Source organism: Enterococcus sp. DIV0806c, assembly GCF_051710905.1.
Taxonomy (GTDB): domain Bacteria; phylum Bacillota; class Bacilli; order Lactobacillales; family Enterococcaceae; genus Enterococcus_B; species Enterococcus_B mundtii.
In genome coordinates this window covers 419,299-443,978 of the sequence record NZ_JBIOLO010000001.1, presented here as the reverse complement: position 1 = coordinate 443,978, position 24,680 = coordinate 419,299, and the positions used below count along the sequence as shown (strand labels likewise).

Annotated in this window: 21 protein-coding genes and 2 pseudogenes; 6 read left to right on the top strand and 17 right to left on the bottom strand. The window is 37.7% G+C overall.

Annotated features, from left to right (window positions below; genetic code table 11):
- The first annotated feature begins 4 nt into the window (after positions 1–4).
- The 4 genes from rhaA to fucO all read left to right on the top strand — a co-directional run bounded on the left by rhaA (position 5) and on the right by fucO (position 4,390).
- Positions 5–1,261, top strand: a complete 1,257-nt coding sequence (gene rhaA / locus IGK77_RS02125) for an L-rhamnose isomerase (RefSeq protein ID WP_074800478.1) — start codon at positions 5–7, stop codon at positions 1,259–1,261.
- A 488-nt stretch (positions 1,262–1,749) separates the two neighbouring features.
- Complete coding sequence (rhaD, locus tag IGK77_RS02120; protein ID WP_074800481.1) at positions 1,750–2,574, top strand: rhamnulose-1-phosphate aldolase; 825 nt, start codon at positions 1,750–1,752, stop codon at positions 2,572–2,574.
- A gap of 17 nt (positions 2,575–2,591) precedes the next feature.
- Complete coding sequence (locus IGK77_RS02115; RefSeq protein WP_074800484.1) at positions 2,592–3,233, top strand: sugar O-acetyltransferase; 642 nt, start codon at positions 2,592–2,594, stop codon at positions 3,231–3,233.
- A gap of 5 nt (positions 3,234–3,238) precedes the next feature.
- Positions 3,239–4,390 (top strand): lactaldehyde reductase, encoded by a 1,152-nt coding sequence (gene fucO, locus IGK77_RS02110; RefSeq protein ID WP_074800486.1) that lies wholly within the window; start codon positions 3,239–3,241, stop codon positions 4,388–4,390.
- Positions 4,391–4,508: 118 nt separating this feature from the next.
- Here fucO and IGK77_RS02105 read toward each other — a convergent pair whose 3' ends face one another.
- The 6 genes from IGK77_RS02105 to IGK77_RS02080 form a co-directional block, all read right to left on the bottom strand.
- Entirely contained in the window at positions 4,509–5,225 is a 717-nt protein-coding gene (locus IGK77_RS02105) for an MIP/aquaporin family protein (protein WP_010736418.1), read from the bottom strand.
- Between the two features lies 1 nt (position 5,226).
- On the bottom strand, positions 5,227–7,050 hold the full coding sequence (gene glpO, locus IGK77_RS02100; protein ID WP_438712885.1) for a type 1 glycerol-3-phosphate oxidase: 1,824 nt from the start codon (positions 7,048–7,050) through the stop codon (positions 5,227–5,229).
- Positions 7,051–7,066: 16 nt separating this feature from the next.
- On the bottom strand, positions 7,067–8,563 hold the full coding sequence (glpK, locus tag IGK77_RS02095; protein ID WP_034690589.1) for a glycerol kinase GlpK: 1,497 nt from the start codon (positions 8,561–8,563) through the stop codon (positions 7,067–7,069).
- 115 nt (positions 8,564–8,678) lie between these two features.
- Positions 8,679–10,139, bottom strand: a complete 1,461-nt coding sequence (locus tag IGK77_RS02090; RefSeq protein WP_074800492.1) for a helix-turn-helix domain-containing protein — start codon at positions 10,137–10,139, stop codon at positions 8,679–8,681.
- Positions 10,129–11,427, bottom strand: a complete 1,299-nt coding sequence (locus IGK77_RS02085) for an NAD(P)/FAD-dependent oxidoreductase (protein WP_074800495.1) — start codon at positions 11,425–11,427, stop codon at positions 10,129–10,131. Before IGK77_RS02085 ends, IGK77_RS02090 begins: the two co-directional genes overlap by 11 nt.
- A gap of 504 nt (positions 11,428–11,931) precedes the next feature.
- Positions 11,932–12,216 (bottom strand): type II toxin-antitoxin system RelB/DinJ family antitoxin, encoded by a 285-nt coding sequence (locus IGK77_RS02080; protein WP_074800498.1) that lies wholly within the window; start codon positions 12,214–12,216, stop codon positions 11,932–11,934.
- A 664-nt stretch (positions 12,217–12,880) separates the two neighbouring features.
- Between IGK77_RS02080 and IGK77_RS02075 the strand changes: the two genes are divergently transcribed.
- Positions 12,881–13,480, top strand: coding sequence for a hypothetical protein (locus IGK77_RS02075; RefSeq protein ID WP_074800501.1), 600 nt, complete (start codon positions 12,881–12,883; stop codon positions 13,478–13,480).
- Between the two features lie 468 nt (positions 13,481–13,948).
- On the opposite strand, the gene IGK77_RS02070 is transcribed toward IGK77_RS02075, so the two are convergent.
- The 6 genes and pseudogenes from IGK77_RS02070 to IGK77_RS02045 all read right to left on the bottom strand — a co-directional run bounded on the left by IGK77_RS02070 (position 13,949) and on the right by IGK77_RS02045 (position 19,305).
- Positions 13,949–14,809 (bottom strand): aldo/keto reductase, encoded by an 861-nt coding sequence (locus tag IGK77_RS02070; RefSeq protein ID WP_071866606.1) that lies wholly within the window; start codon positions 14,807–14,809, stop codon positions 13,949–13,951.
- Positions 14,810–14,835: 26 nt separating this feature from the next.
- A complete protein-coding gene (locus IGK77_RS02065) occupies positions 14,836–15,513 on the bottom strand; it encodes a type 1 glutamine amidotransferase domain-containing protein (RefSeq protein ID WP_019722542.1) in 678 nt (225 codons plus the stop codon).
- 16 nt (positions 15,514–15,529) lie between these two features.
- Entirely contained in the window at positions 15,530–16,636 is a 1,107-nt protein-coding gene (locus tag IGK77_RS02060) for an NADH-dependent flavin oxidoreductase (RefSeq protein WP_074800504.1), read from the bottom strand.
- Positions 16,637–16,732: 96 nt separating this feature from the next.
- Entirely contained in the window at positions 16,733–17,167 is a 435-nt protein-coding gene (locus IGK77_RS02055; RefSeq protein WP_010736432.1) for a MarR family winged helix-turn-helix transcriptional regulator, read from the bottom strand.
- A 245-nt stretch (positions 17,168–17,412) separates the two neighbouring features.
- Positions 17,413–17,686: pseudogene (locus IGK77_RS02050) on the bottom strand (helix-turn-helix domain-containing protein).
- Complete coding sequence (locus IGK77_RS02045; protein ID WP_074800508.1) at positions 17,686–19,305, bottom strand: glycoside hydrolase family 13 protein; 1,620 nt, start codon at positions 19,303–19,305, stop codon at positions 17,686–17,688. The pseudogene IGK77_RS02050 and the gene IGK77_RS02045 overlap by 1 nt, the downstream one beginning before the upstream one ends.
- A 331-nt stretch (positions 19,306–19,636) precedes the next feature.
- Here IGK77_RS02045 and IGK77_RS02040 point away from each other — a divergent pair.
- A pseudogene (locus tag IGK77_RS02040) lies at positions 19,637–19,738 on the top strand (SOS response-associated peptidase); the annotation flags it as partial.
- A 528-nt stretch (positions 19,739–20,266) separates the two neighbouring features.
- Here the strand turns inward: IGK77_RS02040 and IGK77_RS02035 are convergent.
- The 5 genes from IGK77_RS02035 to IGK77_RS02015 all read right to left on the bottom strand — a co-directional run bounded on the left by IGK77_RS02035 (position 20,267) and on the right by IGK77_RS02015 (position 24,636).
- Positions 20,267–20,689, bottom strand: coding sequence for a hypothetical protein (locus tag IGK77_RS02035; RefSeq protein ID WP_065096980.1), 423 nt, complete (start codon positions 20,687–20,689; stop codon positions 20,267–20,269).
- Positions 20,690–20,706: 17 nt separating this feature from the next.
- Positions 20,707–21,342, bottom strand: a complete 636-nt coding sequence (locus IGK77_RS02030) for an ABC transporter ATP-binding protein (RefSeq protein WP_217809051.1) — start codon at positions 21,340–21,342, stop codon at positions 20,707–20,709.
- A gap of 5 nt (positions 21,343–21,347) precedes the next feature.
- Positions 21,348–23,516 (bottom strand): hypothetical protein, encoded by a 2,169-nt coding sequence (locus IGK77_RS02025; RefSeq protein ID WP_438712881.1) that lies wholly within the window; start codon positions 23,514–23,516, stop codon positions 21,348–21,350.
- 98 nt (positions 23,517–23,614) lie between these two features.
- A complete protein-coding gene (locus tag IGK77_RS02020; protein ID WP_086335383.1) occupies positions 23,615–23,881 on the bottom strand; it encodes a lactococcin 972 family bacteriocin in 267 nt (88 codons plus the stop codon).
- A 500-nt stretch (positions 23,882–24,381) separates the two neighbouring features.
- A complete protein-coding gene (locus tag IGK77_RS02015; protein ID WP_143073250.1) occupies positions 24,382–24,636 on the bottom strand; it encodes a hypothetical protein in 255 nt (84 codons plus the stop codon).
- Positions 24,637–24,680 lie beyond the last annotated feature (44 nt).

Below are 24,680 nucleotides of genomic sequence, written 5' to 3'. Positions count from 1 at the left end.
CAATATGATGAATGTCAAAGAACGTTACGAAGAAGCCAAAGCAAAATATGCGAGTATCGGTGTTGATACCGAGGAAGTCTTGCAGAAACTCGCAGAAGTGAAGATTTCAATGCATTGTTGGCAAGGCGATGATGTCAAAGGATTCTTGACACCAGATGGAGAACTGACTGGTGGCATCATGGCTACAGGGAACTATCCTGGAGCCGCACATACGCCGGATCAATTACGCCAAGATTTAGAAAAAGCCTTCTCATTGATCCCTGGGAATCATAAATTGAATTTACATGCCATGTATCTAGATACAGATGAACCAGTCGATTTAAATGAGATCGAACCAAAACATTTCGAGAAATGGGTCGCATGGGCAAAAGAACAAGGTATCGGTCTTGATTTCAACCCGACCTTCTTCTCTCATCCAATGATGAAAGATGGCTTGACACTTGCTCATCCAGACAAAGAAGTACGGGATTACTGGATCGAACATGGGAAACGCGCTCGTAAAATCGCTGAGTATATGGGGAAAGAAATCGGACAAACCTGTATCGATAATTTTTGGATGCCTGATGGAATGAAAGACAATCCAATCGATCGCCTATCTCCACGTCAACGATTGATGGAATCTTTAGATGAGATTTTCTCAGAAGAACTCAACGAAGAATATACGCAAGATGCTGTGGAATCCAAACTATTCGGACTGGGTGCCGAAGCTTACACAGTAGGTTCACACGAATTTTATATGGGCTATGGCTTGACGCGGAACAAATTGATCTGCCTAGACGCAGGACACTTCCATCCAACCGAGGTCATCTCCAACAAACTTTCGTCTCTCGCCTTATTCTCTAAAGGGATCATGCTTCACGTCTCTCGTCCTGTACGCTGGGATTCAGACCATGTTGTGATCATGGATGACGAATTACAAGAAATAGGCAAAGAATTAGTCCGCAATCACTTACTTGAAAAAACAGCGATCGGTCTCGATTTCTTTGACGCAACCATCAACCGGATCGCCGCATGGGCAATCGGTACAAGAAACACCCAAAAAGCATTGTTAAAAGCCATGCTTGAACCAATCGAAGAATTAAAAGAAGCCGAACTAAACTTCGACTTCACCAAACGCTTAGCCTTCACTGAAGAATTAAAAGACTTCCCATACGCCGACGTTTGGAATTACTTCTGTGAAATCAACAACGTCCCAGTAGGTATGGACTGGTACCAAGAAGTCCTACAATACGAAAAAGACGTACAAAGTAAGAGGTCGTGAAAGAAGCGTTCTGACCTAAGCAGTAAGGTAGAAAATCAAAAAATAGCTCCTCATATTTTATGATTTTTTAGCTTAATGTTGAAGGTCAGCTTCTTGAACACCGTTTATCAGAGGTTGTGAGAAAGCCGTTCAGCTCCGAATATTAAGACGGAAATCGAGAAAATAGTTCCTCATATTTTTCGATTTTTGACTTAATATTGAAGGAGCTGGCTTTCGAACACCGTTTATTAGGTCGTGAAAGAAGCGTTCAGCACTAAGGCATAAGCCAGGAAAAGCGAAAATGGCTGTTTCATTTTTGATTTTTCTGGCTTATGACCGAAGTGTTGCTTCATGAACACTATCTATCAAGTTGTAAAAAAGCCCCTCACCTATCAACAGAAGCCTTCGAGAATCCGTCTAACTGATTTTGAGGTTCTTTCTGTTTATTTACAAAATAACCATACTACATGTTCCTTCTATTCATCAGAAAAAGAAAAGAGGTCTCACTCGTGAAAAAATTAGCGATGCTCACTGCTCCATTTGTACAAGAGATGATTCAAGCAACAACCAATATGTACCGCCTAGGATGGGATGAACGTAATGGTGGGAATATCACCTATTTATTAGAAGAAGCGCAAGTCTTACCTTTTATCGACCCTGTGAAAGTTTTACGAACACTGCCGTTGCCATTTGATGCCCAACAATTAGCCGGAAGATATTTCTTAGTGACAGGGTCTGGAAAATATTTTAAAAATGTACAGGCAGCACCAGAAGAAAATCTTGGATTGATCCGTGTGACCGGAGATGGTCACGCAATCGATATTTTGTGGGGATTAGCCCCTGACGCTGTTCCCACTTCTGAATTGCCAAGTCATTTTATGAGCCATATCGCTCGATTGAGTGTCGATCCAGATAACCGCATCGTCATGCATTGTCACGCAACACACTTGTTAGCCATGACTTTTAGCCATCCACTTTCTGAACGCGAATTGACTCGTACATTATGGCAAATGTGTACAGAGTGCCTAGTTGTCTTCCCAGAAGGCATTTCGGTCATTCCATGGTTAGTTCCTGGTTCGAATGAAATCGGCGAAGCAACTGCTGCAAAAATGAAAGAAACCCGTTTAGTCGTTTGGCCACAACATGGGATCTATGGTTCTGGAAAAGACATGGATGAAACATTTGGTTTGATTGAAACAGCTGAAAAAGCCGCACAAGTCTATACGATCGTTATGGCCCAAGGTGGCATCAAACAAACGTTAGAAGATGACAATTTGAAATTACTGGCTGATGCGTTTGGGGTCGTCCCCCGTGCTGGTTATTTGAACGATTAGCAATCATGAGGTGCAAAATGAAATCCAATGTCGAAAAAATGATTGCTGGTGAGGTCTATCGTCAAGATGAAGAATTATTGCAGCTTCGTTTGGTCACGAGAGATCTCCTTTATGAATTCAATCATATCCATCCTCGAAAATTATCTGAACGTCAGCTATTGATCAAAAAAATGTTCAAGAAAACAGGTGATGAACTTTTTGTTGAGCAACCCTTTCACTGTGACTATGGTATCAATATCACTGTCGGAGAAAACTTTTTAGCCAATAATAATTGCACGTTACTTGATGTTGCTCCGATCACGATTGGTAAGGATGTCTTACTTGCTCCAAATGTTGGGATCTACACAGCCGGTCATGCCTTAGATCCAGTTTTACGCCAAGAGTACCAAGCAGAATTTGGGGCGCCTGTTACGATCGGCGACAATGTTTGGATCGGTGCAAATACATCCGTACTTCCCGGGGTGACGATCGGTGATCATGTAGTGATTGGGGCAGGAAGTGTCGTCACGAAGGATATTCCAGCTAATTCTTTAGCAGTAGGAAATCCTTGTCGTGTGGTGCGGACATTCAATAAAAAAGATCGCACCTATTATTTCAAAAAACTGCGTTATCCACCAGAATATATAATTTCTGAAACCGACCTACCTAAAGGAGAGTAAACCAAATGGCAAATCGAATGATTTTAAATGAAACATCCTATCATGGAAAAGGGGCTATTGCAGCTATCCCAACAGAATTTCATGCCAGAAATTTCAAAAAAGCGGTTGTGATCACTGATAAAGAGTTGCATAAAATCGGTGTTGTAGCAAAAGTCACCACCTTATTAGATGAGGCAGAGATTGCTTATGAAATTTACGATGGTATCGTACCTAATCCAACGATTGAGAATGTAAAACAGGGTGTGGCTTTCGTTCAAGCAGCGAAAGCGGATGTGATTCTAGCAATTGGCGGAGGTTCGCCGATCGACACAGCCAAAGCCATTGGAATCATCGTAACAAATCCAGAGTTTTCTGATGTCCGTAGTCTAGAAGGCGTGGCAGATACAAAACATCCAAGCTTGCCGATCTTAGCTGTTCCGACTACTTCTGGTACGGCCGCTGAAGTCACGATCAACTATGTGATCACTGACAAAGAGCGTTCTCGTAAATTTGTATGTGTTGATCCTCATGATATTCCAATCGTTGCCTTTATTGACAGTGATTTGATGATGGGCATGCCGAAAGCCTTGTGTGCGGCAACTGGAATGGATGCGATGACTCATGCTATCGAGGGATTGATCACGAAAGGCGCATGGGAAATGAGTGACATGTTCCATCTCAAAGCCATTGAGATCATCGGTCGTAGTTTAGCCGATTCCGTGAATGGTGATCCAAAAGGCCGAGAAGATATGGCTTTAGGACAGTACCTGGCAGGAATGGGTTTTTCAAATGTCGGGTTAGGCCTTGTGCATGGAATGGCGCATCCATTATCCGCATGGTATGACATCCCCCACGGCGTCGCTTGCGCTGCCTTATTACCAACAGTCATGAAATACAATAAAGAGTTTACAGGCAATAAATATCGAGAAATCGCGAAGGCGTTGAACATCAAAGACGCAGAATCTCGTTCCATCGAGGACATTCGTGATGCCGCTTGTGAAGCGATTGACGCTTTGTCGAAGAAAGTTGGTATTCCTGCGACGATCTCCGAACTAGGTGTCAAAGAAGCGGATATTGCAAAAATTGCTGAAGATGCGCTCAATGATGTCTGTACCCCAGGAAATCCAAGAGAAACGAACGTAGCAGAAATCATCGCTATCTATCAAAGCTTGATGTAACTTTGTTGTATCTCTTGTTATTACACTTTGACTTATAAAATAAAAAACGGTTCTCCTGGTTTGTGAACAACGACCAAGAGAACCATTTATTTTATTTTTATATACAAAATCTACTTTATTAAACCATCAACGTGTACATACCTACTGCGACGATTGCCCCAACCATTGGTCCTGCAATCGGTACCCATGAATAACCCCAGTCAGAACCACCTTTATTAGCGATTGGTAAAATCGCATGAGCGATACGTGGACCTAAGTCACGAGCTGGATTGATCGCATATCCTGTGGAACCACCTAGTGATAACCCGATAGCTAAAATCAATCCTCCAACAGCAAAGACATTTGTTCCACCCGCAAATTCTGTTTGGCCAAATGCCAATAGTCCTAAGACTAAAACGAACGTACCGATCAACTCTGTAATAAAGTTAGCAGGATAGTTGCGGATGGCTGGTCCAGTCGCAAAGGTTCCTAAGATTGCCCCTTGATCCTTTGTTGCTGACCAATGTGGCAAATAAGATAACCAAACAAGTACCGCACCAACAATCGCACCTAGTAATTGCGCGATGATGAATGGGAAAACCAAATTCCAACCGATTGCCCCTGTCATTGCCATCCCAAGTGTTACCGCAGGATTTAAATGAGCGGGTCCCATGAATCCTGAAATAAATACTGCCATCGTAACAGCCATTGCCCAACCAAATGCAATGACGATCCAACCGGAGGCTTGCGCTTTACTTTTGTTTAAATTAACTGCCGCACATACGCCGTCCCCTAAAAGGATCAAAATCATCGTTCCAATAAATTCTCCCATGATTTGGGTCATGTCTGCATTCATTTTATTTTTCTCCTTTCAGGTCACGTAAGTCTGACTCAGCGATCAGTTGCTCTAAATGTTGCGTTTCACGTTCTTTTTCTTCATCTGTCCATTCAAAGTATGCAGCAATCGCATCAATGATCGGTTGTTTGATGGCATCTAACTGATCTCTTTCAAAAAGTAGATGGTTGGTACGGCGAATCAAATAGTCACCTGGAACTAAGACCATTTCGTTTTCTAAACCGTAACGCAAACGTGCAGATTCTGCCAAAGTCAATCCTGGATAAGGACTCATTTCTTTCGCTAATTCAAAGATGTGTTTCGCATTTGTTCCGTAGAAATCTGCGATATATGCAGCATCTTTTTCATCAAGACCTGCTTCCACACCGATTTTTGTATATTCTTCGACCATTTCTTCTTGTTTCGTCGGATCAAAATCGCCGCCTGAGATCGAATAAGTCTTGGAATCAATCTCTTTTACAGTTACACCATACTCTTCTTGTAACAGTTGACGGATCAATTTCATCGCACCTTCTGCCATTTTGCGATAATCGGTGATTTTACCACCAGATAAAGTAACTAGTCCATCTGGTTCACGTTCTAATGAACTACCGCGAGAAACAGTGGATGGTGCTTTTTCATCACGACTACTTTCTAAATGATTCAACACATCTTCGACTTCTACTCGTGATACCTTACTTTCTTTGTAATCCGTCACCGTATCAACGACTTTACGGAAACTTTTATCAGAGATCGAACCGTTGTCACCACCGTTGTAGTCAGAACCAGCATTGCCGATCAATAACGGGCGTAATCCTGCCCAACTTGATTCGATATCAGCCAAAGTGATATTTGCTTCTGGATAACGATGATTGATCACGTCTAGTAAGTAATCCACATCTTCCTGTGTTACTTGAGGGTCTGTAAAATCGCCTTGGTAATCGGTATCTGTTGTCCCAAAATACGTTTTGTTTTCACGAGGGATCGCAAAGACCATCCGACCATCTTGTTTTCCTGTATCGAAATAAGTAGGCTGTGGCACAGGCAATTTCTTCGCATCGACTACTAAATGGACGCCTTTTGTCGGACGCATTTTTGGTGAGATCGCACGCTTGAAGTTCAGGTTACGGATCTTGTCCACCCATGGTCCACTTGTGTTGATCACGATTTTTGCTCGGATCTCAATGACTTCATCACTTAACAAGTCACGCGCTTTGACACCGATGATCTGGTCACCATCATAGATAAAACCAGTGGCTTTCATTTTGCTGACCAAATACGCTCCGTCTTCTGCCGCTTTTTTGATATTATCGATCACTAAACGGGAATCATTATTCCGGAAATCCAAGTAAACACCAGCACCTGTTAACCCATCTTTTTTAAGAAACGGCTCACGTTCAAGAACTTCTTCAGGTGTCAACGTATAGTTTTCATACTTCGTTCCAGTTACTTTTGCTAATTTATCATAAAGATCCATCGCTACTTTTACAGAAAACATATTGAATGTCGTTGCGCCTTCTCCTTCATAAATCGGCAATAACATTGGATCTGGTTTAGGAATATGCGGTGCCACTTGTTGTACCACTGCACGTTCGCCTACTGTATCTGCGACCACTTCAACGTCAAACGTTTTTAGGTAACGAATCCCCCCATGAACTAACTTGGTTGAGCGTGAAGAAGTTCCTTCTGCAAAATCCTGCATTTCGATCAAACCGGTTTTAATACCTGAAGCAGCTGCTTGGATTGCTACACCTGCACCAGTGATTCCGCCCCCAATAATCAAAAGATCTAATTCTTCTTGTTTCATGTGGTCAATGTTATCTTGTCTTGTTTTTTTTGAAAACATCTTGTGTTCCCTCCCTTTACTCAAATGCTTGAGTTGCTTTCACTGCTTTTTTCCAACCAGTGTAAAGTTTTTCTCTACGCTCTTCTGGCATTTCCGCCTCGAAGATTTTACCAGCTTCATAAAACTCACGAATTTCATCCGTATCTTTCCAATAACCAACTGCTAATCCTGCAAGAAAGGCAGCACCTAATGCAGTGGTCTCCAAGTTACCGGCACGTTGGATCGGTACATTCAAGATATCGGTTTGGAACTGCATCAAGTATTCATTATTGGCTGCACCTCCATCGACTTTTAACACAGGAATCTGGATGCCGGTATCATCTTGCATCGTATCGATGATATCTCGAACTTGGTAGGCAATGGATTGTAATGTCGCCTTAATGATATCCTCTTTCGTTGTTCCTCGAGTAAGACCAAACATAGAACCACGTGCTGCTTGATCCCAGTAAGGAGCGCCAAGTCCAACAAAAGCAGGTACAACGTAAACTTCGTCATCACTAGTTGAACGCTTCGCTGCATCTTCTGAATCACTCGCTTTTTGTAGCATTTGCAGACCGTCACGCAACCATTGGATGGAAGAACCGGCAACGAAGATACTCCCTTCTAGCGCATAGTAAACCTTTCCATTTATTCCGTAACCAATCGTCGTCAACAGATTGTTTTTAGATAATTGTGGTTTTTCACCTGTGTTCATCACAATAAATGAACCTGTACCATACGTATTTTTGACCATTCCTGGCTCAAAAGCCATTTGACCGAATAAGGCTGCTTGTTGGTCTCCTGCCATCCCAGAAATCGGTGCTTCACTACCATAGAAGTGATACCCTTGTGTATAACCGTAAACCTCTGAATTTGAGGTTACTTTCGGTAACATCACTCGTGGAATATTCAGTAGATCTAAGATTTCTTGATCCCAATCCAATTCATGGATATTGAACAACATTGTACGACTCGCATTCGAGTAATCGGTTACATGTGCTTGCCCATCTGTCAATTTCCAAACAAGCCAAGAATCGATCGTTCCAAACATCAATTCGCCTTTTTCTGCTCGCTCTTGTGCACCTTCTACATGGTCTAAGATCCAGCGAATCTTAGTAGCAGAGAAATACGCATCAATGACTAAACCAGTTTTTTCATGGAAAAACTCTTGGTGTCCGTCTTCTTTTAATTTGTTAGCAATACCAGCTGATTGACGCGATTGCCAAACTACAGCATGATAAATCGGACGTCCTGTATCTTTTTCCCAAATCACTGTTGTTTCACGTTGATTCGTGATACCAATACCGGCGATTTGTGTTGGCTTGATACCAGATTCAATGAATGCACCTGCGATAACTGATTGTACGGAGTTCCAGATTTCATTCGCATCATGTTCTACCCAGCTTTCCCGGGGAAAATATTGTGTGAATTCCTTTTGCGAACTACCGATGTGTCTTCCTTTTTTATCAAAGATAATCGCTCGTGAGCTTGTTGTCCCTTGGTCAATCGCCATGATATACGTAGATTCTGTCATTATGATCTCCTCCATTTTTCTGCAAACGCTTTCTTTAACTACTTTTATGGTACACCCATTTATGGAATAGAAACTGCCAAAAAAATAGCAATTTAACTTTTTTTTGACAGTTTTTTTAATTTTTAGCTTTTTTTTCTTGCTCGATTTTTTGCTTTAACCTTAAAATATCATAACTTGAAGCAAACTCCGATAGATAATAGTACTCTTGACCTTTTTTATCCTGATTGAAGGTGATCACAAAATCATAACTTTTTTCTGGTTGGACTTCTTCGATCACGATCCCGCTAATCCCCTTTAACTCTCGAATCAAGAACTGTTGGAAAGCAACCCGATAGATCGGTAAGGATTGTAGATCGATGCCAATAACCACAGATTTTTCAATATAGAAATCGATCATCATCAAAATATTCGCGTATTGACTCATCAGATTATCCAAAACTTGATTGGTCAATTTTTTCATAGGAAGCTGTTCGACTGTCGTTTTTTTCAATCGTTCAAGTAATTGAGTCAACGAATCACCCAACATGCGTTGTTGTTGGATGAGTAAGTGTGGCGGATCATAGATGGTTAAATAGCCAGAAAAAAAGTATAAATCATTATTGATTTGTGCCAAGTGATACCCAATTGTTTTCTCTTCCTTGATTTTTAGACGCCTTGGTCGATAATGCCACAGCATGGTTTCTCGAATATACGTATCCAACACCGCTGTAGGTAACTTTTTGCTACGAGTCAACTCGTATTGATAAAACGTCTCTTCCTCCAGTACCGAGAAAGTAACGAGAAAACTATAAAACATCATCGACTCATACGCCGTAACATCAGCTGCTGTTCGACTAAGATATAAAGAAATCACCGGATGGATGGTCTGGTACAGTTGATCTTCTTGATATATTTCTTTTTTCTCTTTTGTACCAGAAAACTTCATCTTATCTGAAAGTAACCTTTTCCGTGTAATACCGATCCATGTCGCAATTTTTGTCGATGATTGTGGGGAAAAAGTTGTATTCAACACATGCGCCAATCCTACTATCAACGGACGCTTATCTGGAGTATCTTGTAAATACTGTGGTCTTTGTGCCTCTGGGAAAAATTGAAATAAGGAATAATAAAAATAACGGATCTGGAGCTCTTCTCCTTGGATTTGTCCATTCTTTATCTGTAGAGAGAACTCTTTCAATAGCTGATTCAATTCTTTGGTTTTTCTAAAGACAGAGGATTCACTGATCGTAAAAGCTGTTGCCAAACGAACACTTGAAGCTTGTTGGTGTTCAAGAAGATACGTCAAGATCTGATATTTCACGCTTTGTTGTACCAAAAAAAGCATGATTTTTTCTAAACTCGTATGCTCATCTAATTCAAGGACGACTTGAAATTCATTTTTTCGGACAGAAATCTTTGTTTTCATCATACGACCGATCAATTCAAGGTCTTCGATATATTGGTCGAAGGCAGATTTTGATAATTTCACAGAGGATCGCAACTCATTGATTGAAGCGGAACCACCTTCTAATACAAGCATTCGTAAAATCTCAATTTGGGTTTGCTCTTTTTTTTCTAAAAATTCTTCAATCTTCATCGAAAGAATCAACCACCTTTACAAGAGCTGTTGGCGCTCGATACTCTGGTTGAAAGAAGAATTCGCGCGTTTCCAGGTCTGCGAGTGTCCATCCTTCCTCAACTGCTAAAGTCAGTCGGTCTAAAAGATAGAAAATCACTGCTTGGCTATGACATTGCGCGCCAATCAGTTTTCCTTCTTCCGTCAATAGCACTTTTATTTGGATTAACTCCTGATTCGCAGCAGAAGCTCTGGTGGTTAAATATTGTGTGTTGATTTCCCCAGCATAAAAGATACTTTCGCTTTCTGTTAAACCGACACTCCCAAAATAATGTCCGAACCAGTGATTACCGATGGGACGATACGTACCTAAATCCTTCTTTTGTTGCCCACTGATATTTTTACTGGCGATCTTCGCTGTTCGAATCGCATTGTTGACTAAAGACACGTACATCTTTTCTTGCGTTGGTCGATAGGTTACTTGGATGGCATCGCCGATCGCATAAATATTTTCCTGGGATGTTTGCAGGTAGTCATTTACCCTGATCGTCCCATCATCATTCAATTGCAAGGATTCTTCCCATAATTGATTATCTGGTCGTGTGTAATTTGCTAACAAGACTAAATCATACGTCTCACTTCTTTTTTCCGTGAAGATCTTTGTTTGTTCTGCTTCAATGATTTCTTGTACTTGTTCATTTAAGAAATAGCGAATACCTCGATTGTTCAGCTCGCGATACAACGGCTTGATCATCTCTGGATCAAAATATCGAAATAAAACTGTCGATTGGCTTTCATACAGATGAAGTTCTTTTCCCAAGTTCGCTAATCCTTCGATGAGTTCCAAGCCAACTTGCCCTGCACCGATCACTGCGATTTTTTTTGCATTTCCAATACGTTGTTGAAATTGTTGCGAAGTTTTAGGATCTTTGATTGTCCAAATCGTGTCGTTTTCTTGTGTACTAAAACGGAAGCGTTGTTGTGAGCCTGTCGCAATCACAAGAAAATCGAAAGACAATATTTCCCCATCATTTAATTGGATTTGGTTTTTATCGCTGTTTAGCGCAGTCACTTCTGTTTCTACCCGTACTGCTATCTGATGTTCTTGAGTCAATTGCTCTTTCGTCATCCAATAATGATGCGCTTCTTCATGAAATTCCCCTTTTAAGATCAAATTGACACTATTCGGAATAAAGCCTATCCGCGCTTGCTTCTCAATAATGATTATCTCACTTTCTGGACAGTCGTTGCGCAAAGAAATAGCTGTCTGAATGCCCGCAAATGAGCCACCGACGATTACGATCCTCATATGTTATTCTCCTCTTTTTCATCTGTTATCCTTAGAGTATCATTTCTTAGAAAACGTTTCAATCAGTAAAGGGAATCGTGGTGATAAACGGTGTTCCAGAAGTAGCTCTTACAGAAATAAGCGTGAAAAACCAACAATTTGAAGAACAATTTTCGGAGTTGAACACTTTTGTCACAACTTCTCGTTTTGTTGTAAGTTTTTGATGAATTCAATCAATCGAGCGCCATCTTCTTTCGTTAGCGTACCTACCTTGGCGTATTTTATTTTTTCATTTCCTTTAGGTATTGCTCTTAATATACCAGCGTCTATCCATGAAGCCTTATGTAGAACTGACTTTTTCCAATCTTTGATAGGAAAATATACTTGTTTTATCTTTTTTGACTTATGTTCATATTGACTAGTGATACTAAAAAATTCAATATAGTATTTTTATCTTGTACAACCAATATAGGTCTTTTCGTTCCACCTTATTTGTCAGTGTAAGCCACATAAACTGTTACTATTTCATTCGTATTCATTTAGCCACTCATTTAGCTTTTCATCTGTATCAAGCAATTTAACTGGCATACTCTGTGTTAATTGGCGCAACTTGATTGCTTGTCTTTCTTCTTCATTCAATTTTATTTCTATTGGAAACTCACCTCTTGATACAACTTGTTTATATAAAATGGTAATTGCTGTTGTCGCATTCAAACCAAGTTCTTCTAATATTTGTTCTGCGTTTTCTTTTAGCTCTTTATCAATTCCGACTTGTATTCTTCCTTTTTTTGCTTTCTCTTTTGTTTTCACATTATCTCCTCCTATTGAGTGAAACAAACTCAAAATATTTCAATATCATCATATATTTGATTATATCAAACTCATAAAAGAGAAATGATGCAAAAATCAGTAGTTGATTTTCTTAACTACTTCTTAGCTGTCTATCTTATTTTTTCAGATGTAATTTGTTGAGTTTTTCTAATTATATTTTAGGTGACATGTTTATTTCTAAATTCAATAGTTTTTTGTGATTAATTTTTAACAACTTTTTTGATCTATCCACTATTTAACTAAAATTACTTCTTGGAGTTGGAGATTTTAGAAAAGAGCTTAGACTTGCAAAAAATCCGCTCCGGTAATTTCTAATATTCCGACTTATTTCCCTCAGAAGTTACTTTTATAATAGCGTTTGTCTAACTTGTAAAAATAGTACTTTTACTTGAACAATAAAGTGAAAAATTAATTTTAGTTTGTTTTGCGTATATATAATATATACAAAAAAAGACATTTTTTTGACGAAGCAAAATAGAAAAAACGATTGCATGTTTACATAGAAATAAATTTCATCTGTTGAGGAGCTATGGCATTAGTTTGTTCTCTCCGCCTTAAGGATTCCATAAGTACCTCCTATTACAGATCACTACTTTTAGCAGAGAAATCCACAAATATATGTATAAGAAGGAGTTGATTGCTTATGAATGAACTAGTTTATATCAAAGAAAATTTCAACATCGTAACCGTTGCTTTTGTAAAAAATGGGAAAGTCATGAAAAAAATTTATGATTGGTACCTCCCTTATTATTATCAGGATAGGCTCCATATCCATACGAATTCCTCTATTCATATCAATGGTCAAAAGAAAAAAGTTTTTATTGTGGGTATGTCTTATCATCCTGATGCACAAAAAATGTATAAACAATTTCCACTATTACACTCACAACCTAGCTGGCAGATACAACTTATTGCTCAAATACTTAACTCTAAGAATATTCAGTATTATCGAGAGCGAACGTTCAAAAATCTTACTACAGTCGAGAATCGTCCTTTACGAATTGATCTTTCATTTCAACAAAATAATCAATGGTACTTTATTGAATATCATGGTGTTCATCACTACTTCAAGAAAAGAGCTACTACTAAACGTTTTCAAAACATACTAAGAAATATGGAGATAAAAAGGCAGTGGTGTTTAGATAATAGGGTGCTGTACTTAGAAATTCCTTTTTTCAGACAAAGAGAAATTCAAAAATTGGTGGAAACTTTTCTAAAATCTACGTTACTAGATCCACACTAATGAAAATCTTTTTTATCGTGCAAGGTAATCTATCCTCCTATTCTATGAATATCACACTTATACAAATCAAAGTTGGTTGCCTCTATTTATTGTGAATAAACAAAGACCTGTAGTAAGGCCAAAAACTCTTTTGGATTACTACAAGTCTGTATTCACATCTTTATTCTCTTTCTACATCTGGCTTGCTCAAATGATCTTTAACTCGATACATACTCGCAACATAAATTTTTACTTTCTTGAATAGGTGCAGGTAATTCGAGTTTTCTTTCTTTTGGTAACGGTAGTGTGCCTAGCATACGCACAAATGCCTTTTCTTCCTCGATGGGTTCTTTGCTTGATAATAACGCATCAGATTCAATGTGAATGCCATTCGATCTAAATCATTGGAAGGAAGAATGGATAATAAACCTTGCCAGAACTGTGTTATCCATCGATCTATATATTGATTAAATTGAATCAGCATATCATTTACTGTTTTGCTTGATCAATGGAGATATTATGCAGATTTTCAACTAAGGTTCGATGTTCACGAGGTCCGGTTGACTCTGGTGCTTGATCGAGCTGTTCAATCAAATTTAATTCTTCTTCTGTTAATCGGAAATCAAAAATGGCGATATTTTGCTTCATACGATCCACATGGACAGACTTAGGGATCGTGATGATCCCTAGTTGTGTTTGCCAACGTAGGATGATTTGTGGGACAGTTTTATGATATTTTTCAGCTAATTCTTTTAAAACTGGTTCATCAAAGATCCCATCTTTTCCTTGGTTAAAGGGACTCCATGCTTCAGTCACGACATCAAAATGCGTGGCTGTTTCTCTTTGTTGTTTTTGTTGACGGTATGGATGTTGTTCGATTTGGTTGATCACTGGCTTGATCCGATGATTCAAAATCAAATCAGTCAAACGACCTGTTGAAAAATTGGAGACTCCGATCGCCTTTACTTTGCCTGCATCATAGAGTTCTTCCATGGCACGCCATGCACCATAATAATCATTGTAAGGTTGATGGATCAAGAAAATATCAATATAGTCTACCCCTAATTTTTGTAAAGAACGTTCATACGCTTTGTATGCGCCCTCGTAAGAAGCATCAGTGACCCATAACTTGGTTGTAATAGTGATCTCTTCTCTTGGAATCCCACTTTTTTTGATTGCCCGACCAACGGCTTCTTCATTGTAATAAACAGCCGCAGTATCAATCAGGCGATAGCCAGCATTCAGCGCTTCTAAAACGACTTGCTCACATTCTTCTTGATCCCAGATTTGAAAGACACCAAATCCAAGTACAGGAATTGTCAATCCGTTGTTCAAGGTCCGTGTTTCCATCATTGATTTTCTCTCCAAACTCCACGTTATTTCGTCAATTCAGCAACGACTTTTTCTCCTAATAAATGTGCAGACTGTGGGTTTTGTCCTGTTAATAAACGCCCATCTGCATGAACAACTTCAGTAAAAGCTTTCCCTGCCTGATAATCGGCCCCTTTTTCCTTCAATGAATCTTCGGTCAGGAATGGTACGTTATTCGTTGTTCCGTTTAATTCCTCTTCTTCATTACTAAAGCCAGTCACTTTACGTCCAGCTAAAATGGACTGTCCGTTTTCATCAACGACAGGCAACAAGCCTACGACACCATGACAAACAGCTGATACGATCCCATTATTTTTGTAGATCGCAGAACCAATCTCTGCTAATTTTTCTGAGCCAGGGAAATCCCACATCGTTCCATGACCACCGGCATAATAAATCGCTGTATACTCTGTTGGGTCCACTTCATCCGGACGTAACGTTTGCCCTAACGCACGATTACGAAAGTCTTCATCTTGGTAATAGGTCCAATCCACTTGGTCCATATCTAATATACTTTTTGGTTCCAATGGGACATATCCACCATTTGGGCTAACAAAATCAGCTTCGATTTTGTTTTTGACTAATACATCATAAAAATGAGTCAATTCACTTAACCATAAACCTGTTGGACGCTCGATATTGTCGTATTTTTCTACATTTGTCAAAACAATCAAAACTTTCATTTTTTCAGCTTCTTTCTTAGATATTGATGGTTGATCCATAGCGTTGATCAAGAAAATTATACAACGGACTTGGTAAATACAAGTCTTTGTATGCTTCAGAAAAAGGTTTCGTCACAAATTCAGCATCTCGATCTTCTAATAATTTGACCGCCCATTCAGGATCTACCAACATTTGTTGACCTACTGCTACGAGTTCAGCATGAGCTAACACAGACTCGACATCTTTGCGGTTACGGACATTCCCGACACCTACTAATGGGATTTTCCCTTGAATCGCTTCGTGGACATATTCAAGAATTGATTTTTCGTTATAGGTTTCAGAACGAGCCACACGATCATATGTGTTCAATGAAACATGCAGATAGTCTAATTTCGTTTCGCGTAATTGCTCCATCAACCAAATCGTTTCTTCAAAACGGATACCTGGTGTTTCAAATTCTTCTGGTGAAAAACGATAACCAACAATAAATGGTTTAGTTGCGTGTGTTTCAACTGCTTGGAAGACAGATTTCAATAATTCTTCAATAAAGTGATAACGTTTCTCTAAAGAACCACCCCATTGATCTTCTCTACGGTTCGAATGAGGAGAAAAGAATTGTTGGATCAAGTAAGTATTCGCACCATGTAATTCTACTCCGTCAAATCCTGCTTCAATGGCTCTGCGTGTTGCTTCTCCAAATGCTTGGATCGTTTCGCTAACTTCTTCATCACTTAATGCCCGTGGCGTCTCAGCATCTGGACGTTCTGCCGGAATCGCACTAGCAGATACGATTTGTTCTCCTGATAATGTCGCACGACTTGTCATACGGCCGCCATGGAAGATCTGCACGATTGCTTTGGCACCTTCGCCTTGAATGGCTTGTGCTAACTCGCTTAGACGAGGAAGCATTTCATCATGGGCGATACTCAATTCACCTGGCCAACCTTTACCGATGTCTTGCACATTTGCCGCACCAGTGATCACGGCGCCTAATCCTTTTGAGCGTTGTGCATAGTATTCGATCTCGTCTTTTGTGATTACCCCATTAAAAAAGCTAAGTTCTGTAGTCATTGGTGATAGCATCAACCGATTTTTCAGCTCACTACCTGATGGAAATGTGATTGATTCATTGAATTTTGCCATTCTTATTCCTCCAATATGACGAATGTCACTTATTTTTTCTCGTATTTATTTAACCATACGATTAGTTGTACATGCAACTGTTATGTTTAAAAAATTTTATTTTTTTTGTAATTTATTGGTCGCCTCATTCAGCTCTTGTGAAAGACGCTCACTCTCGGCAGCACCTAAAACAACTTTATATGCGTGGTGCAACTCATCCCAACTACTGTCGATCTCTTTGACAAATTCACGACCTTCATCAGTTAAAAATACCAAAGATAACCGTCCTTCTGTGACCGTTTTGACATAGCCTTTATATTCTAATTTTTCTACGAAACGTGCAATCGTTGAAGGCGCTGAATACAACATCTGCGCGATATCTTTTTGAGGAATACCGTTTTTTTCTTTCAAAATCAGTAAGATAAATCCATAAGTAGGTGCAAGCCCCGTTTTCTTGAAGGCTTCATCAGCTAATTTATTCAATACTCGATCGAGCTTCTTCACACTAAAAAAAAGACATTCTTCTAACGAACGTTCAATTGATTTCCCCATTTTTACACCTCCTGTTAGCGTACATATCATAGTATGATTTAGTTGTTTTGTCAAAGAGGAGAACATTGATCGTTTTGCACCATACCTCTGATACTATTTCCAATGAAGTCCTTCACCTAAAAAAATGGAAGTGGGACATTAGTCCTCTCACCACCTAAAACCGAATAAACGGCGGGAGCAGAAGTGACCTCTTCGGAAATAAGGCTAAACACTTCTGTCCCGACCTCACTATTACCATCTATCCTCTATGCAAACTCGACTTTTAACTCTTTTCCTAGAACATGAGCAAGTTTTGATAACGTATCGAAACTTGTATTGTTTACTCACTCAATACGCGCTACTGTCGATTGAGGTAAAGAAGCCAAATCTGCTAATTCACGTTGTGTTAATCCGGCAACTTCTCTGGCATTCATCAAAGCAATTGCGCTTGATAACTTAGCATTCTCTGTTTCAAAATTGTTTTTGAATACTGGTTCTTTCAATTTTTTCTAGATAACCATCAAATTTAACTGTTGCCATTACCCAATTTTCACCACAAATGCTTCATAAGGACGTAATTCGATTTCTCCTACAGGTACTTCTCGATCATAGTTGGCAATGATCAGTTCCGTCGCTTCTTGCGGAATAGTCAATTCATGTGTTTGCTCGGATAAGTTACAGACAATCAACCAACGTTCTTCATTTAGTGTACGATAATAAGCAAAGACCTCAGCTGGCGTTTCTTTCAACAATTCATATTCTCCCCAAACGATGATCTCATTGTGTTTGCGTAACTCGATCAAGCGTTTGTACGTATGGAAAATCGAAGAGGAATCTGCGACTGCTTGTTTCGCATTGATGGTTTTGTAGTTTGGATTGACGGATAGCCAAGGCGTTCCTGTCGTAAATCCACCATGTGCTGTTTCATCCCACTGCATTGGGGTACGCGCATTGTCACGCCCTTTGGCATTGATAGACTGCAAGATCTCTTCTTTACGATAGCCAGATGCAAGACGCTCGTGATACATATTGATCGTTTCGATGTCTTTTGCTTCTGAAATGTCCTGGATCGGAGCATTCGTCATACCTAGTTCTTCTCCTTGATAAATGTAAGGAGTCCCCTTCATCATGTGGAGTAAAATGGCAAACATCTTTGCACTTTCCACGCGGTATTCTTGATCATTTCCCCAACGTGAAACGATTCTCGGTAAATCGTGGTTATTCCAAAATAAGCTATTCCAACCTTCATCACCTAATGCTGTCTGCCATTTGGACAAGACTTGTTTCAGTTCAGAGACATCTAAAGCTTTTAGATCCCATTTATCCTTGCCTGCTTGCTGGTCCAAAGTCATATGTTCAAATTGGAAGATCATGGATAGCTCATTTCGTTTGGGGTCAGAATAAAGCTTCGCGATTTCTGTCGTTGCCCCCCAAGTTTCTCCTACCGTCATCAAATCTTTATCTCCGAAAGTTGCTTGATTCATTTCTTGTAAATATTCATGGAGTCGAGGACCATTATTGGTAATTTCTTGATCCGGTAATTTGCCGATCGTATCGATGACGTCCATACGGAATCCACCAATTCCTTTGTCGATCCAAAAATTCATCATATCATAAACTTCTTGTCTGACCAGCTCGTTCTCCCAATTCAAATCAGGTTGTTTCTTGCTATATAGATGCAAATAATATTGACCTGTCGTTTCATCAAATTCCCAAGCCGGTCCACTAAAGATCGAACGTAGTGAATTAGGCACGTCACCATTTACTGGATCACGCCAGATATAATAATCTCGATATGGATTGTCTTTGCTTTTTCGTGATTCGATAAACCATGGATGTTCATCAGAAGTGTGATTGACGACTAGATCTAAAATGATTTTGATGCCTAATTTCTTCGCTTCCTCAATCAGTTCGTCCATTTCAGCCATCGTCCCAAATTCAGCCATGATTGCTTCATAATCGCTGATGTCATAGCCATTGTCATCATTTGGTGATTCATAGACTGGGGAAAGCCAGATCGTATCGATCCCTAGATAGGTTAAATAATCTAATCTTGAAATAATCCCTCTTAAATCACCGATTCCATCTCCATTTGTATCTTGAAAACTACGTGGATACACTTGATATACAACTGATTGATGCCACCATTTTTTCTCCATATGATCCTCCATTTGTTTTGTCCTATTCTTAAAGAATTGTAACGCTTACAAAAACAAGAGTAAACAGGTACAAACATGTTACCGATAACAATAAAATCCGGGATTTTTGAAATAAAAAAGAGCGAGGGGAAAGTTTCAATCAATGGATTAGCGCCTTAAAACAGAAACTGTTGATTGAAATAAGTATAGATTGCTATCAACATGAGCGTTTAGAGTGTACTCTAGATAGACACTAGTATATCATTTGTAATTTTTATGGTTAATTGGCACAATTTTTTCTAATTATTTGTCACTTATCGCTGAAAATTTATTCTATTTATCTAGAAAAATGACACATAAGACCGGTGCAGGATTTGAAATGGAATCAATTATTATAACCACAAAACCCAACGAATCGGCTTCACCTGTCCATGATCGTATGCCGCTTATCATTTAGAAGCAGAACTCCATGAAACTAATAAACAATTAGCCCAGGAACAATCCAAAGAAAAGCAAAGTCAATTAGGGAAATATGGAATTTTATTTAGAGCATTGTAGATCAAATTCAGGTTTACAGAGTGAATATTTTTCTGATATAGATAAAAAGGATATTTATATCTTATAGTAAATAGATGAGAACATAGGCGTTCAAAGAAAGGAACTTTGAAATTTTTAATGGACAGTTATATCGGCCATTCGTCGAAGAGGTTGAAAAGAATCATTTACTCAATAAAGAATACCCAGAAAAATAGGGAAGAATCGTGTGACCATTCCTAATGGAATGTGACAACAAGAACGTTGATATATCAGCCTCAATAGAGTAGTTGAGACAGTTCCCTGTTACTTGTTAGCCCCCTGTTAGAATATGGGGCTATATGTCATCAAAAAAAGGAATTCGTTTCTGTTTGGCTTCGCCACCGAAACGGATTCCTTTTTGTATGTCTTAGTTTAATTTCTGAATTTAGTTTTTTGCCAATTTTTGTTATTCAGCGGTTTTATTTTTTCTTATTACTTTCATCACATCGCTAGGGACTGAATCATCTGTTATAAACGTTATTTTGTATACATAGCTCCCTTTATAACGAACTTTAACATAATTATGATTTTCTGGAGCTTGCCCACCTTTAAATGTTAATTTTTCAATTTTCATAGTAGTTGAATTTATTACTTCAATATTCTCATAATCATCTGGTATTTGACGCTTTCCATCATCCGCATATTCTTTTCCACCATTGTATGTCACTTTTTCAGGTACAATTGCGTATCCAACTTGCATTTTTACTAGAGGATTAAATTTATTTAGCGAATCAAATCGTGATGTTACATATAAAAAGGAAGAAATAACACCAACTACCAAAAGAATCAAAATCGATAGTTTCTTAAGTGTTCTATTTTGTAATTTCATTTGTAGCTCCTTCTTTTTTATACACCGAGTCCAATAGTATGATGACAACTCTCTGCTACTTTGTTATCATGTGTTACTATGATAATAGTTTTCCCACTTGCATTTAACTGGTTCAAGATTGCTAAAATTTCATCTCTATTTTTTGTATCCAGTGATCCAGTTGGTTCATCTGCGAGAATAACTTTACTTGGTTTTAAGAGGCAACGAGCAATAGCAACTCGCTGTTGTTCTCCACCTGAAATTTCAAATACTTTTAATTTTTGATAATTTTCTAATCCAACCATTCTTAGTGCATTATCTATTGACTCTTCTTTTTCTTTTTTTGTTTGTTTCACATACCTTAACGCCATCAGTAAATTTTCTTTTATAGTAAAATTGTCGACTAATGCGAAATTTTGGAACAAATATGAAATGTTTTCTCTAATCATTTTATTGGCTTGCTTCGAATTTATTTTTGGTGCTGCTTTCTGAAAAATATGGTATTCACCTTGTTCCACTGGCTCAATCAAGCCAATAGTATTAAGCAAAGTTGTTTTTCCACACCCACTAGGACCGGTTATTGCAACCATATCGCCATCATTGATTTCTAAATTAAAATCTTCAAAAACGACTTTATCACCGAAACTTTTATTGAAGTTTTTGATATTAATAATACTCATCATACGTCCCCCTTCAAACCTGCACTCAGTGTTCCTTTTTCATATCGAGTAACCATTAAGAAAATAATAAAAATATCTATTGATACTAGTAACAAGTAAGCAAGAATTGACAGTAGTTGCCTATTCAAAATGACTATTTCTATGAGTCCAAAAATATAGATGGAAAAGAAATAGAAAATTTCATTGCGATACCTATCATAGAAAGTATAGCCTAAAAGTCTTGATACAATCATTTCTTTTCTCTTGGAAGCCAAAATAATCAATATAATGTAATAAGAAGCTAATACACTAACTGAAATCGTTAGACATAGGATAGTAATCCAAATCCCTACACTAGATTGTGAAATAAGCAATTCTTGTGCAAAGCCTGTGGAAAGAATATTTTCAAATTGTATAGAATTATTCTCAAGGCTGTTATTTATTATCGCCTCACTTATTGCAAGTTTATTTTCTTTAGTATTCTCAATTCTAAGTGGATTACTTAAAGGACTATTTTTCAAGAACATACTACTTGTGTTTATTGTATTGTTATTTATGCAAAAAATAATCGGATTTTTTATAAACGTCTTATTATTCCCTATCATTTCTATATTTTCAGAGAATATTTCGTTTTCATTGTTTGGATAAAAGATAAACCTAATTGGGATATCTTCAATATTTTCACACGAGTTATCCGATAGAAGAGATGCGAGTTGAATTCTTACAAAAAATTCTGTTTTTTCAAAATCTTTTTTCAAATATTCAGGAACTAGGTAAGTCATTTCTGTTTCAGAAAATATTTTTGATGAAGGTGTTGGTAACTTGAATTGAATTCTTTTCAGATAGTTCTCATTAGCACTCATAATTAGGTAATCGTCCGAATCATCAAATTCTATATTTTTAAATTTGCTTGTATTTATTTTAGCTCCGTTAAATACGGTAGCATTTATATTACTTACTGAAACATATTGAATATCAGCTGAAGTATCTAACTCTTTATACAGATTAATTAATTTAGAATCTAATTTTCCTTTCCCTTGGAGAGACTCTTGGAATTCATCATCAACGTAGTTAAACTTTGATAGTGTAAGATAATGTTTCTGCTGTTCATACAAATCTTTTGCTTTTAAGTCCTTATGTAGAGTATTTAATTCTGTTACTAACAAAGGAATAACGGCAACAACGGCAACGAAAACGAAAAACTTCAATAGATAACTGAAATAAAGTGAAAATTTTAAATTAAAGAAATTTTTTAAAATATCCGAGAGATTATAGCGTCTAATAATGATTAACATTACTAAAGAAAATACCCAAGCTAATACAAAAACAACTAATTCAACTAACGTTAATTCCAAGAAATAAGGTAGATTGCTATCTGGAATAATAAAGAATTGAATAGGCAGTGTACATATATAGAAAAGCGCAGGGATTAATAATATAATTTTATTAAGCTTTATCCAAATATCTATATCTTTAAAGCCAAGCAATTTCATCACACCGATTTCTTTTAACTTAGCAATTGGATAAAATGCACTCATCAGACAGAATATTGCCATGATAATGATTGATAACACTAACACTAACAAGTATATCGTTCCTTGGCCATATGCTTGCTCATACGTAGCTTTTAACAGTTCATCTTTAGGTATTTTAAAAACTGTAGAAATCTGATTTAAAATATCAGCTGGATCTTTTGATTCTGATATAAGTGTATAGCTGCCATTTACACTCATTTTATTTTTAGTATAAAAATCCTGCAATGTTCCAAAAATCAACTTCTTATCAGAAAACATATTCGAAATACGGCCACTTTGATTGTTATCTTCAGTATTATAATTTGCAAGAAACTCATTATTAGAAGCAGGAATTTTTCCACTTGCTAGCTTGATACCCAATTGATCAAAATAATTAGTAGAATATATACCTGACTTATAAATATATGTTTTTCCATTTTCTGTTAAAATATCAGAACGAATAAATGTAGCGTTGTATTTTTTTGATAAAGAAGCAAACTCTGATAACTGATCATCAATTGATATATCCGAATCTTTTATGAAAAAATGAGTGGAATGACTAGTTAACTCAATATTATCATAATATTTATCTTCTTCTGATTTTTTATTTAGTGCAAATGCAACACTTATTAGGATTGTTATTATAGATAGGAATAAAATCATTGTTTTTTTCAAAGTAGTTCCCCCAAATTTTAAAGAAAAACGGAACGTAAAATACATACGCTCCGTTCCTATTATAGTTGAGAGAATATGTATACTCTCTCAAAGCCATTCTACCAATAATTATAATAGAAATTACATCCTGAATATGCGCCAAGACGAGCCTTAGCCCACACGCCAGCCCCTTGAGCTTGATAAGATTCGTCTGAACCTTTTTTTACAGTAGCGCTGTGGCGTTTAGTACCGTGGAAATAATCAGAATATGAACCTGTGATACCGACACCATAATTCCATGTACCACCATCAGGGTATTCCGTTGCTGCTGAGGCAGCGATACCACCAGTAGCCAAGACAATTAAAGATAATGTACAAACAACTATTATTTCATAAATATCCTCCTTCTGATTTTAAAATTAAACGATGGCGTTTTTTATGCCTTAGGTGGCTAAGTTCATTATAAAATTCGCCATAATTAAATAGTTGAAAAAATAATAAATATAATCAAAAGTATAATTCCAATAAGTGGTTCAGTCCAAATTTTATCTGAATGTATAAATACATTCTTTTTATTTTTGAATATTCCCCCACCATACTCTTTTGGAAGGATTAGTTCCAAGAGAAAACCAAATAATAGTGGTATTAAAAATACATATTTAGGTCCTTTTATTAGTAAGTAGACAGACGAGAAATTAAGTAAGAACTGTATTATTTTTACTACTCTAATAGAACGAATCGTTTTTAATTTCAATATACTGTCACCTTTCGTTTATCCAAGGATCATAACTTTATCTTTCCTATAAAAATTATGCTCTAGTTAACACGTCAGTGTATTGATAATATGCACCAATTTGCGTACCCTTTTTATACTTACCTGTCCAATTCACATAACCTTGGTATTTTTTTCGTCTTTATATTTAACCTGCCAAATTTTTGTCAAGGTTGGAAGCCAACGACTTGATCCATGTGGTTTATTTTGCATATAAACATACTCAGAAAAATTGAGGGTACCAACGCTCCTATGTATCACTAATCCTGACATATCCACCTGCATATTATTGCTAGATTCATCTATAACTTCTTCACTGCCAGAAATAGTTTCTTCACTGGCAAAAGCAACTTCATCTGGGATAATCATTGAACACGCCATTAACATAAACGTAGTTAAAATTAAGCCTTTTA

What these genes read in the sequence shown, in the direction of transcription:
- IGK77_RS02060 (WP_074800504.1), bottom strand. Translation starts at nt 16,636, where the DNA reads ATGGCAAAATTCAATGAATCAATCACATTTCCATCAGGTAGTGAGCTG.
- IGK77_RS02065 (WP_019722542.1), bottom strand. Translation starts at nt 15,513, where the DNA reads ATGAAAGTTTTGATTGTTTTGACAAATGTAGAAAAATACGACAATATC.
- IGK77_RS02045 (WP_074800508.1), bottom strand. Translation starts at nt 19,305, where the DNA reads ATGGAGAAAAAATGGTGGCATCAATCAGTTGTATATCAAGTGTATCCA.
- IGK77_RS02075 (WP_074800501.1), top strand. Translation starts at nt 12,881, where the DNA reads ATGAATGAACTAGTTTATATCAAAGAAAATTTCAACATCGTAACCGTT.
- IGK77_RS02115 (WP_074800484.1), top strand. Translation starts at nt 2,592, where the DNA reads ATGAAATCCAATGTCGAAAAAATGATTGCTGGTGAGGTCTATCGTCAA.
- IGK77_RS02105 (WP_010736418.1), bottom strand. Translation starts at nt 5,225, where the DNA reads ATGAATGCAGACATGACCCAAATCATGGGAGAATTTATTGGAACGATG.
- IGK77_RS02055 (WP_010736432.1), bottom strand. Translation starts at nt 17,167, where the DNA reads ATGGGGAAATCAATTGAACGTTCGTTAGAAGAATGTCTTTTTTTTAGT.
- glpK (WP_034690589.1), bottom strand. Translation starts at nt 8,563, where the DNA reads ATGACAGAATCTACGTATATCATGGCGATTGACCAAGGGACAACAAGC.
- fucO (WP_074800486.1), top strand. Translation starts at nt 3,239, where the DNA reads ATGGCAAATCGAATGATTTTAAATGAAACATCCTATCATGGAAAAGGG.
- glpO (WP_438712885.1), bottom strand. Translation starts at nt 7,050, where the DNA reads ATGTTTTCAAAAAAAACAAGACAAGATAACATTGACCACATGAAACAA.
- IGK77_RS02035 (WP_065096980.1), bottom strand. Translation starts at nt 20,689, where the DNA reads ATGAAATTACAAAATAGAACACTTAAGAAACTATCGATTTTGATTCTT.
- IGK77_RS02085 (WP_074800495.1), bottom strand. Translation starts at nt 11,427, where the DNA reads ATGAGGATCGTAATCGTCGGTGGCTCATTTGCGGGCATTCAGACAGCT.
- IGK77_RS02070 (WP_071866606.1), bottom strand. Translation starts at nt 14,809, where the DNA reads ATGGAAACACGGACCTTGAACAACGGATTGACAATTCCTGTACTTGGA.
- rhaA (WP_074800478.1), top strand. Translation starts at nt 5, where the DNA reads ATGATGAATGTCAAAGAACGTTACGAAGAAGCCAAAGCAAAATATGCG.
- IGK77_RS02090 (WP_074800492.1), bottom strand. Translation starts at nt 10,139, where the DNA reads ATGAAGATTGAAGAATTTTTAGAAAAAAAAGAGCAAACCCAAATTGAG.
- IGK77_RS02015 (WP_143073250.1), bottom strand. Translation starts at nt 24,636, where the DNA reads ATGATTATCCCAGATGAAGTTGCTTTTGCCAGTGAAGAAACTATTTCT.